The following is a 17231-nucleotide window of genomic DNA, read 5'->3' as shown; positions in this document are numbered from 1 at the left end:
GGCGTCGTCCGGCGGGAAAATCCAGCGCAGGCGGCAGCCGCGCTACGCCGCCTCGCCCGCCACCCAGCCGCTCGACCAGGCCCATTGGAAATTGTAGCCGCCGAGCCAGCCGGTAACGTCCACCGCCTCGCCGATGCAGAACAGGCCAGGGACCGATTTCGCCATCATGGTCTGCTGCGACAGTGCTTCGGTGTCGATGCCGCCCAGTGTGACCTCGGCCTTGGCATATCCCTCGGTGTCGGCGGGCGTGAGCGTCCAGCGGTTGAGCAGCGCGCCGAGCGACTTCAGCGGCGCATCGGCAAGCTCGCCCATCACGCGCGGTGGCAGGTGCAGCCCTGCCAGGGCTTGCGCGAGGCGCTGCGGCAGCAGGTCGGCCAGGATGGTGCGCGCTTCCGCCTTCGGCCGCGCCCGCTTGGCGGCCAGCAACGAAGCCGCGGCATCCAGGCCGGGCGCGAGGTCGATCGTCACGGCGGTGCCCGGCTGCCAATAGGACGAGGCCTGCAGCACGGCCGGCCCCGACAGGCCGCGATGGGTGAACAGCATGGCCTCGGGAAACGCCGCGCGTCCGGCACGCGCCAGCACCGGCAGTGCCACGCCCGCGAGTGGGCGCATCAGGTCGAGCACCGCCCCATCGAAGGTCAGCGGCACCAGTCCTGGGCGTGGCGCGACCAGCGGCAGGCCGAAACGCCGCGCCACATCATGGGCGAAGCCCGTCGCGCCCATCTTCGGGATCGACAACCCACCGGTGGCGAGCACCAGGCTCTCCGCGCTGAACGCACCACGGTCGGTGGCGATGGCGAAGCGCTCCGCGCGGGTGATGTCGGTGACGCGGTGGCGCAGCCGCAGGTCGACGCCGACGGCCGCGCATTCCGCCAGCAGCATCGCCACGATCTGCCGCGCCGATCCGTCGCAGAACAACTGCCCGAGCGTCTTTTCGTGAAACGCGATGCCGTGCCGGCGCACCAGGTCCACGAAGTCCTGCTGCGTGTAGCGCGCCAGGGCGGATCGCGCGAAATGTCGGTTGGCCGACAGGAAGCGGTCGGGCACGCAGCCCGTGTTGGTGAAGTTGCAGCGACCGCCACCGGAGATGAGGATCTTCTTGCCCGGTTCGTCGGCGTGATCGACCAGCAGCACGCGCCGCCCGCGCTGCCCCGCGCGCAGGGCGGCGAACATGCCGGCGGCACCGGCGCCGATCACCACGACATCGAAGGACGTCACGCCGCGGCCGCCAGCCCTGCCATGGCGCGCCCGACCGCCTCCGCCACGCGGATGCCGTCCACCGCGGCGGAGTAGATGCCGCCCGCATAGCCGGCGCCTTCGCCGGCCGGATACAGCCCCTGGGTGTTGACGCTGACGCAGGCGACGTCGCGCTTGATGCGGATGGGCGAGGAGGTGCGCGTCTCGACCCCCGTCATTACGGCTTCCGCCATGTCGAAGCCGCGGATCTGGCGGCCGAAGGCGGGCAGCGCCTCGCGGATCGCGGCCACCGCGAAGTCGGGCAGGCAGAGCGACAGGTCGGTCGGCGTCACACCCGGCTTGTAGGACGGCACCACGCCGCCGAGCGATGTCGATGGACGCCCCGCGAGGAAATCGCCGACCAGTTGCGCCGGCGCGCTGTAGTCGCCGCCGCCGGCGACGAAGGCGCGTTCCTCCCAGTGCCGCTGGAAATCCACACCGGCCAGCGGATGGCCGGGGTAGTCCTGCTCGGGCGTGATGCCCACGACGATGCCGGCATTGGCGTTGCGCTCGGCGCGCGAATACTGGGACATGCCGTTGGTCACCACGCGGCCGGGTTCGGAGGTCGCCGCCACCACCGTGCCGCCGGGGCACATGCAGAATGAATAGACGCTGCGCCCGCTGCCGTGATGCACCAGCTTGTAGTCCGCCGCGCCGAGAATCTTGTTCCCCGCGGAATCCCCGAAGCGCGCGCGGTCGATGATGGATTGCGGGTGTTCGATGCGCACGCCGATGGAGAACGGCTTCGCTTCGACGAACACGCCGCGGTCGTGCAGCGTGGCGAAGGTGTCGCGTGCCGAATGTCCGATCGCGAGCACGACATGGTCGGTCGCGATGGTCTCGCCGGTGTGCGTCTCCACGCCGCGGATGCGGCGCACCCCGTCACGCCCGGTCTCGATGACGAAGTCGGTCACGCGCGTGCCGAAGCGGTATTCGCCGCCCAGCGCCTCGATTTTGGCGCGCAGCGATTCCACCATCGTCACCAGCCGGAAGGTGCCGATATGCGGCTTCGCGACGTACAGGATTTCCTCCGGCGCGCCGGCTTCGACGAACTCCGTCAGCACCTTCCGCGAGACCGACTCAGGCGCCTTGATGCCGGAATAGAGCTTGCCGTCGGAAAAGGTGCCCGCGCCGCCCTCGCCGAACTGCACGTTGGATTCCGGCGTGAGATCCCGGCGGCGCCACAGTGCCCAGGTGTCCTTGGTGCGTTCGCGCACCACCTTGCCGCGATCGAGGACGATCGGGCGGAAGCCCATCTCGGCGAGGACCAGGGCGGCGAAGATGCCGCAGGGGCCGGTGCCGATCACCACCGGGCGCTGCCAGCCGCCGGCCGGCGCGCGCGCAACATGGCGATAGCGCGTGTCCGGCGTGGGGCCCAGCACGCGCGCCAGCGCAGGGTCTCGCGCGGCACGGGCCAGTAGTGCGGCCTCGTCCGCCACCTCGATGTCGACCGAATAGACCAGGTGGATGTCGGAACGCCGGCGGGCATCCCAGGCGCGGCGGGCGATGTGGACGGCGCGCAAGGCATCGCCGTCGAGCGCCAGGCGTGCACGCACGGCCGCCTCCAGCGCCTCGGGCGGGTGGTCGAGCGGGAGTTTCAGGTCGGTCAGGCGCAGCATTGGGGCGGCTATAGCACAGGGGCGGAGAGGGGTGCCGCCCCTCTCCGCAATTCATCCCGGATCAGTGGGATCCGCCGAGGTAGGCGTCGCGGACTTCCGGCATGGCCAGGAGGTCGCGGCCGGTGCCGGTCAGGGTGATTCGGCCATTCACCAGCACATAGCCACGATGCGCGAGGCGCAGCGCCTGGTTGGCGTTCTGTTCGACCAGCAGGACGGTCAGGCCCTCGCGTTCGTTCAGGTCGCGGATGGCGGCGAAGATCTGCCGCACGATCAGCGGCGCCAGGCCCAGCGATGGTTCGTCCAGCAGCAGAAGCCGCGGCTTGGACATGAGCGCGCGGCCGATCGCGAGCATCTGCTGTTCCCCACCCGACAGCGTGCCGCCGCGCTGCGCCTGGCGTTCCTGCAGCCGCGGGAACAGGGCGAAGACCTGCGCGAGCAGCGGCGCGGGATCATGCCCGGCCACCTGCGCGCCCATCAGCAGGTTCTCCATCACCGACATGCGCGGGAAGACGCGCCGGCCTTCCGGCACCTGCGCGAGGCCCAGGCGCATGATCTGGTGCGTCGGCAGTTCCGTGATGTCGCGGCCTTCGAAGACGATGCGCCCGGCGCGCGCACGCGGGTCGCCGCAGATCGTCATCAGCAGCGTGGACTTGCCCGCGCCGTTCGCGCCGACCAGGGTCACGATCTCGCCGGGCGCCACGCTGATGGTCACGTCGCGCAGCGCCTGTACGGCGCCATAGGCGGCGGAGACGCCCTCGATCGACAGCATGGGGGCGGTCATTCGTCGTCCCCTTCGCCGAGGTAGGCGGCGATGACCCGCGGGTCGGCGCGCACCTCGGCCGGCGTGCCATCGGCGATCTTGCGGCCATGGTCGAGCACCACGACGCGGTCGGAGATACCCATCACCACGCCCATGTCGTGTTCGATCAGCAGCAGCGAACAGCCGCCGTCGCGGATCCGGCGCAGCAGGGCGGAAAGCTCGTCGGATTCGCGCGGGTTCAGCCCCGCGGCGGGTTCATCCAGGCAGAGCAGCAGCGGGTCGGTGCACATGGCGCGCGCGATCTCGAGCCGCCGCTGCTGGCCATAGGGCAGGGCGGCGGCCGGGTCGTCGGCGCGCTCGATCAGCGCGGTCGCTTCCAGCCAATGCCGCGCCTTCTCGATCGCAAGCTTCTCCGCCCGGCGATAGCCCGGCGCGCCCAGCAGCGCGCCGATGCCGAAGCCGGTCGAGGCCATCAGCGTGTTGTGCTGCGCGACCAGCAGGTTCTCGAGCGCCGTCATGCCGGGAAACAGGCGGATGTTCTGGAAGGTGCGCGCGATACCTGCCTGCGCGATGCGATGCCCGGGCAGGGCCTGCAATTCCACCGGCGTGCCGTCGCGGAACAGGCGCAGCCGCCCCTCGGTCGGGCGGTAGAAGCCGGTGATGCAGTTGAACATTGTGGTCTTGCCCGCGCCGTTCGGGCCGATGATGGCGGTGATGTCGCCGCGCGCGGCGGTGAAGGTCACGGCATCGACGGCGGTGAGGCCGCCGAAGCGCATCGTGAGCGCCTCGGCGTGGAGGATCGGATCCGCCACCTCAGCCGCGTCCTTCGGCGACGTGTTCGGCACCGATGGCGCGCCGTGTGCCCAAGGCGACCGTCGGCGTGCGGCTGCCCACCAGGCCGCGCGGGCGGACCACCATGATCATCACCATCGCGCCACCAAACACCAGCATTCGCCATTCATCGAGGTCGCGGAACACCTCGAAGCCACCGATCATCACAAGTGCGGCGATGGCAATGCCGATCTGGCTGCCCATACCGCCCAGCACGACGATGGCGAGGATGATGGCGCTCTCGATGAAGGTGAAGCTCTCCGGGCTGATGAAGCCCTGGCGCGTGGCGAAGAAGGACCCCGCGAAGCCGGCGAACATTGCGCCCAGCGCGAAGGCGGTCAGCTTCGTGGTGGTCACGTTGATACCCAGGGCGCGGCAGGCGATCTCGTCCTCGCGCAGCGCCTCCCAGGCGCGGCCCAGCGGCTGGCGGCGCAGCCGGATGCTGACCCAGTTGGTGAGCAACGCGAGTGCGAGGATCAGGTAGTACAGGAAGATCACGCGATGCACTGGCGAGGGCTCGATCCCGAAGAAGCCGGCGAAGCTGTCGGGGTCGCCCGACATGTTGAAGGGCAGGCCGAAGAAGGTCGGGCGCGGGATCCCGGTGATGCCGTTCGGCCCGCCCGTGAGCGACGCCCAGTTGATCAGCACGACGCGGATGATCTCGCCGAAGGCCAGTGTCACGATCGCCAGATAGTCCCCGCGCAGCCGCAGCACCGGGAAGCCCAGCAGCACGCCCCAGAAGGCGGCGAGGATTCCCGCCAGCGGTAGGCAGATCCAGAACGACAATCCGAAGGTGGTGGCCAGGAGCGCATAGGAATAGGCGCCGACCGCGTAGAAGGCGACGTAGCCGAGGTCGAGCAGCCCCGCGAGCCCGACCACGATGTTCAGCCCCCAGCCGAGCATGACGTAGGTCAGCACCAGGATGCCGAGGTCGAGCTCGTAGCGCCCGGTGCCCGGGATGAAGGGCAGCGCCACGGCCAGCAGGATGAAGACCGGCGCGACCAGGCGGCCGACCTTGCGCAACGACTCCGTGCGCGCGGCGGTGCGCGGCTTCGCCTCGCCGCGCAGGCCCTGCCAGGTCAGCAGGCCGAGGCGCAGCGCGAAGGCCAGCACGACCAGGATCGCGACCTCGCCCCAGCGCTGCCGCAGCACCAGACCGCCCGACGGTCCGACATCGGTGCGCAGCCCCACCAGCATGAAGAACAGGCCGAAGGCGACCAGTGCGGTGATGGCGGCGTCCTTCACCGCGGCGGCGGCGACCTTCGGGCGGGCCGCCATGGTGATGGCGGCGATCTCGCCGCTCATACCTTCTCGACCTCGGCGCGGCCGAGCAGGCCGGTCGGCATGAAGATCAGCACCAGCACCAGGATCGAGAAGGCCGCGACATCCTTATACTGCACTGAGAAATACGCCGACCAGAAGGTCTCGATCAGACCGATCAGCAGGCCCCCCAGCACCGCGCCGGGTAGCGAGCCGATGCCGCCCAGAACGGCTGCGGTGAAGGCTTTCACCCCGGCCAGGAAGCCGATGTAGAAGTCGATCACGCCGTAGCGCAGCAGGTACATGGTGCCTGCCACGGCGGCGAGGGCGGCGCCGATCACGAAGGTGAGGCTGATGGTGCGGTCGGTGTCGATGCCCAGCAGCGATGCCATCTTGCGGTCCTGCTCGCAGGCGCGCATGGCCCGGCCCAGCGGCGTGCGCGTGACCAACCAGGTGAAGACCGCGAGCACGCCAAGCGTGACCGCGATGATCAGCATCTGCATGTAGGAAAACTGGACAATGAAGCTGTCGGCGCGCAGCACCTCGACCCCGCCGGGCAGCAGCGGTTCGATCGGCTTCACGCGGGCGCCCTGCGCCACCTGCACGTAGTTCTGCAGCACGATGGACATGCCGATGGCGGAAATCAGGGGCGCCAACCGGAAGGACCCGCGCAGCGGGCGATAAGCCACGCGTTCAACCGTCCAACCGTACAGCGCGGTGACGCACATCGATACCAGCAGCACGATCAGGATCGCCGCGGGCCCATCCATGATGCCGCCCGAGACCAGCATGACGATCGAGATGAGCGCGATGAAGGCGCCGACCATGAAGATGTCGCCATGGGCGAAGTTGATCATGCCGATGATGCCGTAGACCATGGTGTAGCCCACGGCGATCAGGCCGTAGATCATGCCCAGGCTGATGCCGTTGATGAGTTGCTGCAACGCGTAGGCCAAGCACGCCCCCTGTCCGCGGCCGTGGATGGCCCGCCCGTTGGCGCAAGGCTAAGGCAGGGCCTGCGGGGTCGGAAGGGGAATCACCGGCGACCGGGGGGGATCGAACCATCGCGCGCAGCGGTAGGGCATCAGCGCGGAGGCGCGGTCGCGCCGCGAAAGGCGGCGCTGGCGCCGTACCCAGATCCCAATCGAGCGTATCGGGCCGCGCTGCGCAACGGCGTTCGGACCCGACGCCCGCGACCCTTTACGCAAGCGCGGGGAAGGCGCGTCGGTGCATCCGCCGTCATCGGTGGTGTTCGACCAGGCACCGCGCCATCAGGACCGCCAGGCCCGCACAGCAACCCGCCGGCCTGCCGCTGCTTCAGACGTTGAACGCCACGCGTCCGGTTTCGCGAAGGTCATAGCCACCAAGCTGGGCCGCGCGTTCCGCAAAGCGATCGGATTGCGCGAACCTGATCAAAGACTGCATCGGCGGTTCAAAGTAGCTTCGTCGCTCCATCACCAGGTCGAAGCGCTCGCGGAACAGGGGCAGGAAATCGAGCCCCCGCGCGGCGGCCTCGGCGCCGATTCCGAATCCCACATCGGCGCGGCCATCCAGGACCGCGGCCGCGACTTCGTCCTCGGCCAAGGCGGGCTGCGACAAGAAGCCCACCTGTTCGAGGCGAATGCCGGCCTCGGCCATCAAGTGCATCAGCAGCACGTGGCTGCCCGAACGCGGCTGGCGGCCCGCGACGCGGATGCCCGGCCGCGCGAGATCCGCGACGTCGCGGATCGCCAGGGGGTTGCCGCGGGCCAGGATGAGGCCCTGCGACCTCCAGGCCCAGACGATGCCCACGATGGGTCGGTGCGGCAGTGCATCGCGTGCGGCGGCCTCGTTGAAGGTGCCCGCATCGGGGTCCAGCACGTGGCTTGCAGCGGCCATCGCGGCGCCTTCGGCGAGGGCGAAAAGCCCGTCCAGGCTGCCGCCGCCGCGCAACGCTAGCCCGCAGCCCGACTGGCGGACCGCCCAGTCGAGCAGCGCATCGTGGCTGCCTGCCAGGATCGCCGGTGGATCGAGGCGCAGCGCCGAGCCGGGCGCATCGGCCTGCGCGGCGAGCCAGCGGTCCAGCTGCAGGCGGGGGAACAGCCACTTGCCGCCAATTTGCACCGCCGGAATGCGACGCGTCCGGGCAAGCTCGTACAGCGAGCGTTCGGAGAGACGGAGGAACTCCGCGGTCTCCCTGAGGGTCAGGACATCCGGCATAATGTGGCAAAATTCGGCAGATGCCAGTGCCGTGTCAAGCGGTTGCCCCGGTTGACGTCGGAAGTTGCTATCCGCAGTTTCCCTGGCGTTCAGGGAGCCTTCGTGACCGATCTTGGCAGCGCTGCGCGGACCGCCGTCGATCTCGTGCTCACCGCCGACCCGGCGGTGGCGCAGATCGTGCTGCTGTCGCTGCGGGTCAGCTTCACCGCCCTGCTGATCGCCGCGCTGGTCGGGCTGCCGCTCGGCGCGCTGCTGGCGGTCGCACGGTTTCCCGGCCGCGGCGCCATCCTCACGGTGCTGAACGCGCTGATGGGCCTGCCGCCGGTGGTGGCGGGGCTGCTGATCTACCTGCTGCTTTCGCGCTCGGGTCCGCTCGGCCATCTCGGGCTGTTGTTCACGCCTGGTGCGATGATCATCGCCCAGGCGGTGCTGATCACGCCGATCCTCGCCGCCCTGTCGCGCCAGGTGCTCGAAGGGCTGTGGGAGGAATACGCGGAGCAGCTGCGCTCTTTCGGGGCCGGCCCGACGCGCGCCGTGCCGACGCTGCTCTGGGATGGCCGTTTCGCGCTGCTGACCGTGCTGCTCGCGGGGTTCGGCCGGGCGAGTGCCGAAGTCGGCGCGGTGATGATCGTGGGTGGCAATATCGAGGGCTTCACCCGCGTGATGACCACGGCGATCGCGCTCGAGACCAGCGCGGGCAACCTGCCGCTCGCGCTCGCACTCGGCATGGTGCTCATGGCGATCGTGCTGGTGGTGAACGCGCTCGCGCAGGCCTCGCGCGACTTCGCGGCCCGGACGGGCGCGTGATGCGCGCGCCGGACAGCATCCTGCCGCTGCGCGCGGAGCGGCTTGGCTTCTCGGCCGGCGGGGTCGCCATCCTGTCGGACGTCTCGCTGACCCTGGCGGCAGGAGCGCCCAGCATCATCATCGGGCCGAACGGCGCGGGGAAATCCGTGCTGCTGCGGCTGCTGCACGGGCTGCTCGCGCCCAGCGCGGGGCGCATCCTGTGGGCGGGCGACGCCGGACGCCGCCAGGCAATGGTGTTCCAGCGACCGGTGCTGCTGCGCCGGAGCGTGCTGGCCAATGCCGTCTATCCGCTGCGGCTGGCCGGGGTGGCGGCCGCGGAGCGTGAGCCCCGGGCCCGCGCGGCGCTGGAGATGGTGGGCCTCGCCGCGCTCGCCGAACGCCCGGCCCGCCGACTGTCAGGCGGAGAACAGCAGCGCCTGGCACTCGCGCGCGCCGCCGCCCTGTCGCCGGAGGTGCTGTTCCTCGATGAACCCTGCGCGAGCCTGGACCCGACGGCAACGCGCGCCGTCGAGGACATCGTCGGCACGCTCGCCGCGCGCGGCACCAAGATCGTGATGACCACGCATGACCTCGGCCAGGCCCGTCGCCTGGCCGGCGAGGTGCTGTTCCTCGACCGCGGCCGCCTGCAGGAGCAGACGCCCGCCGCCACCTTCTTCAACACGCCTGCCACATCAGGAGCCGCGGCCTTCCTGCGCGGCGAACTGGTGTGGTGAAGGGCCCAACCGGGAGACCCGCCATGTTCCGCCGCCTGTTCCTCGCCGCCGCTGCCGCGGCCGTCATCCTGCCGGGCGCCGCCTTCGCGCAGGAACGATTCATCACCGTCGCCAGCACGACCAGCACCGAGCAATCCGGCCTGTTCCGCCACATCCTGCCGATCTTCACGGCCGAGACGGGCATCGCGGTGCGCGTGGTGGCGCTCGGCACCGGCCAGGCGCTCGATGTCGGCCGTCGGGGCGACGCCGACGTGGTGTTCGTGCATGACCGGGCCGCCGAGGAGCGCTTCGTGGCCGAGGGCTTCGGTGGGCCGCGCCGCCACGTGATGTTCAACGACTTCGTCCTCGTCGGCCCCGCCGCCGATCCCGCGCGCATCAACGGGCTGCGCGACACCAACGACGCGCTGCGCCGCATCGCCGAGGCGCGCGCGCCCTTCGTCAGCCGCGGCGACCGTTCAGGGACGCATGCGGCGGAACTCCGCCTGTGGCAGCTCGCCGGCGTCGATCCGGCGGCGGGCCGTGGCCAGTGGTACCGCGAAGTCGGCCAGGGCATGGGCCCGGCGCTGAACACCGCCGCGGCGCAGAACGCCTATATCCTGGCCGACCGCGGCACCTGGCTGTCCTTCCGCAACCGCCAGGATCTGCGCGTGCTCGTCGAGGGCGATGCGCGGCTGTTCAACCAGTATGGCGTCATGCTGGTGAACCCGCAGCGCCACGCGCATGTGAAGGCCGCCGACGGGCAGCGCTTCATCGACTGGATCCTGTCGCCCGCCGGCCAGCGCGCCATCGCGTCCTACCAGATCAATGGCGAGCAGCTGTTCTTCCCGAACGCCGATCGGCCCGAGCCGACCTCGTGAGGATCGCGGCACTTCTCGCGGCGCTGCTGTTGACCATGCCGGCCGCGGCCGAACCGGTACGCCTCGCGGCCGCCGGTTCGCTCAGGGCAGCGCTGGCCGAGGTGTCACAGGCCTTCGAGCGCGCGCCGGGCGGTGGGCCGGTTGCGCAGACCTACGCCCCCTCGGGCCTGCTGCGACAGCGTATCGCCGGCGGCGAGACCTTTGAGGTCTTCGCCTCCGCCAACATGGAGCATCCTGAAGCGGTGGGGCGCGAGCGCAACCGCCCGACCGTGCTCTTTGCGCGCAACGCGCTCTGCGCCATCGCGCGGCCGGGGCTCGAGGTGACGCCGGCGACACTGTTGGAGCGCATGCTCGACCCGGCAGTGCGGCTCGGTACCTCCACGCCGCGCGCCGATCCCGCCGGCGACTACGCCTTCGCGCTGTTCAGGCGGGCCGAGGCCGTGCGTCCGGGCGCGCGCGCCGCGCTGGAATCGAAAGCGCTGCTGCTGACCGGCGGGCCTGACAGCGCGCGCCCGCCGCAGGGGCGCGACCTCTATGCCTGGCAGTTCGAGCGCAACGCGGCCGACCTGTTCCTGACCTACTGCACCAATGCCGTGCTGGCGCGCGCCGCCGATGCGTCCCTGCGCCAGATCGCCGTGCCGGAGGCGTTGTCCGTCGGCGCCGATTACGGGCTTATCCTGCTCTCGGACCGCCCCGAGGCCGTCCGCTTCACCCTGTTCCTGCTGTCCCCAGCCGGGCAGGCCATCCTGGATCGCCACGGCTTCGTGGCCCCCGGCCTGCCAGCCCGCTGATCGATGAAAGGCACCGCCATGCTGAAGCTCTCGGCCCGCAACCAGTTCCCCGGCACCATCACCGGCATCCGCCAGGGCGTCACCACGACGCACGTGACCATCGAGGTCGCGCCCGGCGTCGTCGTCACCGCTGCCATCACCAATGAATCCGCCGAGGAGCTGGGCCTCGCGGTTGGCGGCGAGGCGGTGGCGGTGATCAAGGCCTCTGATGTGATGGTCGGCACGAAGGGATGATCCCGCGCCGCGTCTTGCTGGCCGCGCCCGCGCTGGTCGCTGCGCCCGCGCGGGCGGAGCGCGTGGTGCCGGACGCGACCGGCCGGCGCATCGCGGTGCCCGATCGCGTCACGCGGGTGTTTCCCGCCGGTCCGCCGGCCGCGATCCTGCTGTATACCCTGGCGCCGGACATGCTGGCCGGCTGGCCGGCGCGGCCGCCGCGCCCGGCGGAGGCCGTCTTCATGCTGCCCGAGGCCGTCGCGCTGCCCGAGATCGGCCGCCTCACCGGCCGCGACAACACGGCGAATGTCGAGGCCGTGCTGCGGCAGCGGCCCGACCTGGTGCTCGACTACGGGTCGGTCCGACCGGTCTTCGTCTCGCTCGCCGAGCGCGTACAGGCGCAGACCGGGCTGCCCACCCTGCTGCTCGACGGCGCCCTGCCGAAGATCCCCGAGACCTATCGCCTGCTCGGCGAGATCCTCGACCGCCGCGACGCCGCCGAGGCGCGGGCCGCCGCCGCCGAGCGCATCCTGGCCGAGGCCGTCGCGGCCGCGGAGGCGCTGCGCGCGCGCGGCAGGCCCCGCGTGCTCTATGTGCGCGGCCCGCGCGGGCTCGAGACCGGCGTCGCCGGGTCGATCAACACCGAGATCATCGAGTTTGCCGGGGCCGAGAACGTCGCCGCCTCGGCGCTCGGCGCGGGCAGCCTGGTGCAATTCTCGATGGAGCAGGTCTTCGCCTGGAATCCCGACTGGATCATCGCGATCCACCCTGACTTCATGGCGACCGTGAAGGCCGATCGCCTGTGGTCATCGGTGCCCGCCGTGCGGGCCGGGCGGGTCGCGCTGGCGCCGGGCCTGCCCTTCGGCTGGGTGGATTTCCCGCCCGCGGTGAACCGCCTGCTTGGGCTGATGTGGCTGCCGGTGCTGTTCGGGCTGCGCCCGCGCGCCGGGCTGGTGGAAGCCGTCGCCGAGTTCCACGCCCTGTTCTATCACCGTCGCCCCGAACCCGCGCAGGTCGAGGCGCTGCTCCGCCCCGCCTTGCCGGCGTGAAGCGCGGCGCGCTGGCCTGGGGTGTGGGCGCCGCGGCCCTCGTTGTCGCGGTGCTGGGGGCGCTGGCGGTCGGGCGCTTCCCGATCGCGCCGGGGCAGCTCTGGGCGATCCTGAGCGGCGCCGAGACAGGCACGCCCGCGATCGTCTTCTGGAACATCCGCGCGCCGCGGGTGGGCGCGGCCATCCTGGTCGGCGCGTCGCTTGCGGCGGCGGGCGCGGCCTTCCAGGGCATGTTCCGCAATCCGCTCGCCTCGCCCGACCTGCTCGGCGTTTCGGCCGGCGCATCGCTCGGCGCGGTGCTCGGCATCTTTCTCGGCCTGCCGGTGGCGGCGGTGCAGGGGCTCGCTTTCGCCGGCGGCATCGCAGCGGTGGCGGCGGTGGCGGCGCTGAGCGCGGCGGTGCGCGGGCAGGGGGACCCGGTGCTGGTGCTGATCCTGGCGGGCATCGCGCTGGGCGCGCTGATGGGGGCGGCGATCAGCCTTCTGAAGATCCTCGCCGACCCGTACAACCAATTGCCGGCGATCACCTTCTGGCTGCTCGGCACGCTCTCGGCGGCGACGCGGGACGATATCCTCGCGGCCGCGCCCGCGGCGCTACTTGGCCTGGTCGTGCTGCTGCTGCTGCGCTGGCGGCTGAATCTGCTGACGCTGGGCGAGGACGAGGCGCGGGCGCTCGGCGTGAACACGACGGCGTTGCGGGCCTGCGCGGTCGCGGGCGCCACGCTCGCCACTGCCGCGGTCACCGCGCTGGCGGGGGCGGTCGGCTGGATCGGGCTGGTCGTGCCGCACATGGCGCGGATGCTCGGCGGGCCGGATCTGCGTCGTCTGATCCCGCTCTCGGCGTTGCTGGGCGCAGCCTTCCTGCTTGCCGTGGATACGCTCGCGCGCGTCGCGGGGCGCACCGAATTGCCGCTCGGCATCCTGACGGCGGTGCTGGGCACGCCGCTGTTCCTGTGGCTGTTGGTGCGCGCCAGACGGGGTGGCGTGGCATGACGGCGCTGCTGGCCGCGCAGGGCCTGTCGGTCGGTCATGGCAAGCGCGTCGTTGCGGCCGGCCTCTCCTTCGCGCTGGAGGCCGGCCAGGTGCTGTGCCTGCTGGGGCCGAATGGCGGCGGCAAGACGACGCTGCTGCGGACGCTGCTCGGCCTGATCCCCCCGCTGGCCGGCGAGGTGCGGCTCGAGGCGGCGCCGCTCGCCTCCCTGTCGCGCCGTGAGGTCGCGCATCGCTTGGCCTATGTGCCGCAGGCTGCGCCGGGTGGCTTCGCCTATGCTGCGCGCGAGGTGGTGGCGATGGGTCGCGCGGCGCGCCTGCCTCTGCTCGCGGCCCCGGGCGCGCGCGATCACGCCCTGGCCGAGGCGGCGCTCGATCGGCTGGGCATCGCTCACCTCGCGCATCGCCCGGTGACGGAGCTTTCGGGCGGTGAGCGCCAGCTGGTGCTGATCGCCCGCGCGCTGGTGCAGGACGCGCGCTGCCTGGTGCTCGACGAGCCGACTGCCAGCCTCGATTTCGGCAACCAGGCGCTGGTGCTGCGCGAGGTGCGCGCGCTCGCCGTGCGTGACGGCCTCGCCGTGCTGATGACGACGCATCACCCGGACCATGCCCTGCTGGTTGCCGATGCGGCCATGCTGCTGCATGGGGGCGCGATGACCGGGCCCATGCCGCCTGCCGACCTCATCACCCCGCCACGCCTGCGTGCTGCCTATGGCGTGGATGCCGTGGTGGGCGCGCTGGCGACGCCGCAGGGCGAGAGGCTGGTCTGCGCGCCCCTGGTCGCCCCGCCATGACCGGGCTGCGCAGCCTGACCGTGCTAGACGAGGCCACCGCGCTGCTACTGGCCGGCATCGCGGCCGTCGCACCGCGCAGCCTGCCGCTGGCCGAGGCCGTGGGTTGCGTGCTCGCTGTACCGCTCGAGGCGACCGCACCCGCGCCGCCCTGCGCGGTGGCGCGGTGGGATGGCTGGGCCATCGCGGCGGCCGATACGCTCGGCGCCGGGCCCTACGCGCCGGCGGTGCTGTCCGTGCCGCCGCGTCTGCTGCAGCCCGGCGATGCGCTGCCGCCTGGCACCGATGCCGTGCTGCCACTGCCCGAGCTGGTGCGGGAGGGTCCCTTCGCGCAGGTGCTGGACGCGGTGGCCCCTGGCAGCGGCGTGCGATGGCCGGGCGAGGACGCCGCGGCCGGCACGCTGCTGCGCGCGGCCGGGGAACGGCTTTCGCCGCTCGACCTGCCGGTGCTGGCCGCACTGGGTGTGACCGAGGTCGCGGTGCGTCGGCCCCGCCTCGGTTGGCTCGCGATTGGCGACGAGATCATGGCCGATGGCGGGCGCGATACGCTGTTCGCAACCTGTGCGGCGCTGGCGCAGGCGGCCGGGGCGGCGCTGCTTCGCCTGCCGCCCGCGCCCGACGATGCCGCAGCTATCGCCGGTGCGCTCCGCGCCGGCGCCGAGGTATGCGACCTCCTGCTGGCCGTGGGCGGCACCGGGGACGGCGCGGGCGACGTCACGGCGGCGGGGCTGCGCGAAGCGGGCAGGCTCGCGCTGCATGGCATCGGCGCGCGCCCCGGCACGACGGCGGGTTTTGGCGAAGTGGCCCTCCGGCCCGTGGTCCTGCTGCCCGGCTCGCCGGGCGATGCGCCGGCCGCCTGGCTGCTGCTGGTGCGGCCGGCGCTGGATGCGCTCACGGGTGCCGTGCCGACGCCGCCGCTGCGGGCACGGCTTGCGCGCAAGGTCACCTCGACGGTCGGCCTGGTCGAACTCGCGCCGCTGCGCCGTCTCGCAGATGGCCGCGCCGAGCCGCTGGCCACCGGCGCGCTGCCGCTGCACGCGCTCGCAAGCGGCGCGGTGCTGATCCTGCCTGCGGCCTCCGAGGGCGCGGAGGCGGGTACCGAGATCACCATCACGCTGTTCTGGCCCGACCCATGACCGACGAGAGCACCGACGCGCTGCTCGCGCGCCTGCGCCATGCCGCCCGGCAGGAGCAGTTCCTCGACATCGTCTCCGCCGAAGAAGCCATGCGGCGCTTCCGGGCCGCAGTGCCGCCCGGCCCGCTCGGGACGGAGCTTGTCCCATTGGCCACGAGCCTCGGGCGCATCGTCGCGAAGACGCTGCCCGCGCGCGCCGACGCGCCGCCCTTCGACCGTGCCTCGGTGGACGGCTTCGCGCTGCGCGCCGCGGACACGACAGGCGCTTCGGAGGCCGTGCCCGTGCGGCTACGGCTGAATGCCGAGGTGCTGGCCTGCGGCGTCGCACCGGCGATCGAGGTGCCCCCCGGCACGGCGACCGCCATCGCCACGGGCGGCATGATTCCGCGGGGCGCCGACGCGGTGGCGATGATCGAGTGGACCGAACTGGAGGACGCCGCCGAAGGGCCGGGGATCCTGCTGTCGCGGGCGCTGGCGCCCGGGCAGTTCATTGGCTTCGCCGGCAGCGACATCGCGCGGGGCGAGGCGCTGCTGCGGGCCGGCGCGCAGATCACCAGCCGCGAAATCGGCATGCTGGCGGCCGCAGGATGGAGCGAGGTGCCGGTGGTGCGCCGCCCGGTCGTGGCGGTGATCTCGACCGGCGACGAGTTGCACCCGCCCGGCACGCCCCTGCCGCCCGGCGGGATCACCGACAGCAATGCTGCCATCCTGTGTGCCGCGGTCAGCGAGAATGGCGGCGAGCCGCTGGCGCTGGGCATCTTTCGCGACGATCCGGACGCGCTGGCCGCGGCCTTGAGCGATGCGCTGGCGCGCGCCGACATGGTCGTGATGTCGGGCGGCACCAGCAAGGGCGCGGGCGATGTCTCGCACCGCATCCTCTCGGCGTTGCCCGCGCCGGGCGTGCTCGTGCACGGCGTGGCGCTCAAGCCGGGCAAGCCGCTCTGCCTGGCGGTTGCGGGCACCAAGCCTGTCGTGGTGCTGCCAGGCTTTCCCACCAGCGCCGTCTTTACCTTCCACGAATTCGCCGTGCCGGTACTGCGCGCGATGGCGGGGCTTCCGCCACGGGCGGAGACCGAGGTCGAGGCGCAACTGGCGGTGCGCACGCCGAGCGAACTCGGGCGCACCGAATACGTCATGGTCTCCTTGGCCGAGGGCGAAGGGACCCCGCGCGCGTTTCCGCTCGGCAAGGGTTCGGGCAGCGTGACGGCCTTCGCGCAGGCGGACGGGTTCTTTGCGATCGCCGCCCTCGACCAGGTGGCGGAGGTCGGGAGCACGGTGCGGGTGCGGCTGATCGGCGGCGCGATGCGCGCGCCCGATCTCGTCATCATCGGCTCGCACTGCGTCGGTCTCGATGCCGTGCTGGACGTTCTGGCGGAACAGGGCATCCGCGCACGGACATTGGCCGTCGGCAGCCTCGGTGGCCTGGCGGCAGCGAAGCGCGGCGAGTGCGACCTCGCGCCAGCGCATCTGCTCGATCCGACGACGGTCGACTACAACACGCCCTTCCTGGCGCCGGGGCTGATGCTGGAGCCAGGCTGGCGGCGCAGCCAGGGCGTGGTGTTCCGCCCCGGCGATGCGCGTTTCGAGGGGCGTGCTGGGCGCGAGGCCGTCCGACAGGCCGCGTCCGATCCGGGCTGCCTGCTGGTGAACCGCAACGCAGGGTCTGGCACGCGCATCCTGCTCGATGGGTTGCTCGAGGGCGCGCGTCCGGCCGGCTACGCGAACCAGCCGAAATCGCACAACGCGGTGGCGGCGGCCGTGTCGCAATCGCGTGCCGATTGGGGTGTTGCGATCGAGACGGTGGCGCGCGACTACGGCCTCGGCTTCCTGCCGCTGGCCGATGAGCACTACGACTTCTTCGTGCCGGAGGGGCGCCGCACACGACCCGCCGTCGTGTCTTTCCTCGCCTGCTTGCGCGCACCCAAGGTCATCGCGCGTCTAAACGATCTCGGCTTCAGGGCCTGAATCCCGCCTGGTCGAT

At 71.8% G+C, this 17231-nt stretch carries 17 protein-coding genes; 10 read left to right on the top strand and 7 right to left on the bottom strand.

Features of this window, described 5'->3' with window-relative positions; translation table 11 throughout:
- Positions 1–42: 42 nt before the first annotated feature.
- The 7 genes from MWM08_RS17325 to MWM08_RS17295 form a co-directional block, all read right to left on the bottom strand.
- The gene (locus MWM08_RS17325) at positions 43–1218 is read right to left on the bottom strand and encodes a BaiN/RdsA family NAD(P)/FAD-dependent oxidoreductase (RefSeq protein ID WP_244407751.1); all 1176 of its coding nucleotides are present in this window, start codon (positions 1216–1218) and stop codon (positions 43–45) included.
- Positions 1215–2855 carry an NAD(P)/FAD-dependent oxidoreductase gene (locus MWM08_RS17320; protein ID WP_244407750.1) on the bottom strand — a complete coding sequence of 547 codons (1641 nt, stop codon included), beginning with the start codon at positions 2853–2855 and terminating at the stop codon, positions 1215–1217. Before MWM08_RS17320 ends, MWM08_RS17325 begins: the two co-directional genes overlap by 4 nt.
- A gap of 61 nt (positions 2856–2916) precedes the next feature.
- On the bottom strand, positions 2917–3636 hold the full coding sequence (locus MWM08_RS17315) for an ABC transporter ATP-binding protein (RefSeq protein ID WP_480460454.1): 720 nt from the start codon (positions 3634–3636) through the stop codon (positions 2917–2919).
- The gene (locus MWM08_RS17310; protein WP_244407749.1) at positions 3633–4427 is read right to left on the bottom strand and encodes an ABC transporter ATP-binding protein; all 795 of its coding nucleotides are present in this window, start codon (positions 4425–4427) and stop codon (positions 3633–3635) included. Before MWM08_RS17310 ends, MWM08_RS17315 begins: the two co-directional genes overlap by 4 nt.
- Before the next feature lies 1 nt (position 4428).
- Positions 4429–5751: a high-affinity branched-chain amino acid ABC transporter permease LivM gene (gene livM / locus MWM08_RS17305; RefSeq protein WP_244407748.1), complete on the bottom strand. Its 1323-nt coding sequence runs from the start codon at positions 5749–5751 to the stop codon at positions 4429–4431.
- Positions 5748–6662, bottom strand: a complete 915-nt coding sequence (locus tag MWM08_RS17300; RefSeq protein WP_244407747.1) for an ABC transporter permease subunit — start codon at positions 6660–6662, stop codon at positions 5748–5750. The genes livM and MWM08_RS17300 overlap by 4 nt, the downstream gene beginning before the upstream one ends.
- Before the next feature lie 361 nt (positions 6663–7023).
- Complete coding sequence (locus MWM08_RS17295; protein WP_244407746.1) at positions 7024–7905, bottom strand: helix-turn-helix transcriptional regulator; 882 nt, start codon at positions 7903–7905, stop codon at positions 7024–7026.
- 102 nt (positions 7906–8007) lie between these two features.
- Between MWM08_RS17295 and MWM08_RS17290 the strand changes: the two genes are divergently transcribed.
- The 10 genes from MWM08_RS17290 to MWM08_RS17245 are packed head-to-tail and all read left to right on the top strand — an operon-like array spanning position 8008 to position 17215.
- Positions 8008–8712, top strand: a complete 705-nt coding sequence (locus MWM08_RS17290; protein WP_244407745.1) for an ABC transporter permease — start codon at positions 8008–8010, stop codon at positions 8710–8712.
- Positions 8712–9425, top strand: a complete 714-nt coding sequence (locus tag MWM08_RS17285; RefSeq protein ID WP_244407744.1) for an ATP-binding cassette domain-containing protein — start codon at positions 8712–8714, stop codon at positions 9423–9425. Before MWM08_RS17290 ends, MWM08_RS17285 begins: the two co-directional genes overlap by 1 nt.
- Positions 9426–9448: 23 nt before the next feature.
- Positions 9449–10282 carry an ABC transporter substrate-binding protein gene (locus MWM08_RS17280; RefSeq protein ID WP_244407743.1) on the top strand — a complete coding sequence of 278 codons (834 nt, stop codon included), beginning with the start codon at positions 9449–9451 and terminating at the stop codon, positions 10280–10282.
- Positions 10279–11073, top strand: coding sequence for a molybdate ABC transporter substrate-binding protein (locus MWM08_RS17275; protein WP_244407742.1), 795 nt, complete (start codon positions 10279–10281; stop codon positions 11071–11073). The genes MWM08_RS17280 and MWM08_RS17275 overlap by 4 nt, the downstream gene beginning before the upstream one ends.
- A gap of 21 nt (positions 11074–11094) precedes the next feature.
- A complete protein-coding gene (locus tag MWM08_RS17270; RefSeq protein WP_244459983.1) occupies positions 11095–11307 on the top strand; it encodes a TOBE domain-containing protein in 213 nt (70 codons plus the stop codon).
- Entirely contained in the window at positions 11304–12335 is a 1032-nt protein-coding gene (locus MWM08_RS17265; protein ID WP_244407741.1) for an ABC transporter substrate-binding protein, read from the top strand. Before MWM08_RS17270 ends, MWM08_RS17265 begins: the two co-directional genes overlap by 4 nt.
- On the top strand, positions 12332–13327 hold the full coding sequence (locus MWM08_RS17260) for a FecCD family ABC transporter permease (protein WP_244407740.1): 996 nt from the start codon (positions 12332–12334) through the stop codon (positions 13325–13327). The genes MWM08_RS17265 and MWM08_RS17260 overlap by 4 nt, the downstream gene beginning before the upstream one ends.
- Positions 13324–14118: an ABC transporter ATP-binding protein gene (locus MWM08_RS17255; protein WP_244407739.1), complete on the top strand. Its 795-nt coding sequence runs from the start codon at positions 13324–13326 to the stop codon at positions 14116–14118. Before MWM08_RS17260 ends, MWM08_RS17255 begins: the two co-directional genes overlap by 4 nt.
- Complete coding sequence (locus MWM08_RS17250; protein WP_244407738.1) at positions 14115–15251, top strand: molybdopterin-binding protein; 1137 nt, start codon at positions 14115–14117, stop codon at positions 15249–15251. The genes MWM08_RS17255 and MWM08_RS17250 overlap by 4 nt, the downstream gene beginning before the upstream one ends.
- The gene (locus MWM08_RS17245) at positions 15248–17215 is read left to right on the top strand and encodes a molybdopterin biosynthesis protein (protein WP_244407737.1); all 1968 of its coding nucleotides are present in this window, start codon (positions 15248–15250) and stop codon (positions 17213–17215) included. The genes MWM08_RS17250 and MWM08_RS17245 overlap by 4 nt, the downstream gene beginning before the upstream one ends.
- Positions 17216–17231 lie beyond the last annotated feature (16 nt).

Source organism: Roseomonas fluvialis (assembly GCF_022846615.1).
Lineage (GTDB): Bacteria > Pseudomonadota > Alphaproteobacteria > Acetobacterales > Acetobacteraceae > Neoroseomonas > Neoroseomonas fluvialis.
The sequence above is the reverse complement of the archived record's forward strand: the minus strand, read 5'-3'. Positions and strand labels throughout refer to the sequence as shown.

What these genes read in the sequence shown, in the direction of transcription:
- MWM08_RS17320 (WP_244407750.1), bottom strand. Translation starts at nt 2,855, where the DNA reads ATGCTGCGCCTGACCGACCTGAAACTCCCGCTCGACCACCCGCCCGAG.
- MWM08_RS17315 (WP_480460454.1), bottom strand. Translation starts at nt 3,636, where the DNA reads ATGACCGCCCCCATGCTGTCGATCGAGGGCGTCTCCGCCGCCTATGGC.
- livM (WP_244407748.1), bottom strand. Translation starts at nt 5,751, where the DNA reads ATGAGCGGCGAGATCGCCGCCATCACCATGGCGGCCCGCCCGAAGGTC.
- MWM08_RS17295 (WP_244407746.1), bottom strand. Translation starts at nt 7,905, where the DNA reads ATGCCGGATGTCCTGACCCTCAGGGAGACCGCGGAGTTCCTCCGTCTC.
- MWM08_RS17285 (WP_244407744.1), top strand. Translation starts at nt 8,712, where the DNA reads ATGCGCGCGCCGGACAGCATCCTGCCGCTGCGCGCGGAGCGGCTTGGC.
- MWM08_RS17280 (WP_244407743.1), top strand. Translation starts at nt 9,449, where the DNA reads ATGTTCCGCCGCCTGTTCCTCGCCGCCGCTGCCGCGGCCGTCATCCTG.
- MWM08_RS17265 (WP_244407741.1), top strand. Translation starts at nt 11,304, where the DNA reads ATGATCCCGCGCCGCGTCTTGCTGGCCGCGCCCGCGCTGGTCGCTGCG.
- MWM08_RS17255 (WP_244407739.1), top strand. Translation starts at nt 13,324, where the DNA reads ATGACGGCGCTGCTGGCCGCGCAGGGCCTGTCGGTCGGTCATGGCAAG.
- MWM08_RS17250 (WP_244407738.1), top strand. Translation starts at nt 14,115, where the DNA reads ATGACCGGGCTGCGCAGCCTGACCGTGCTAGACGAGGCCACCGCGCTG.
- MWM08_RS17245 (WP_244407737.1), top strand. Translation starts at nt 15,248, where the DNA reads ATGACCGACGAGAGCACCGACGCGCTGCTCGCGCGCCTGCGCCATGCC.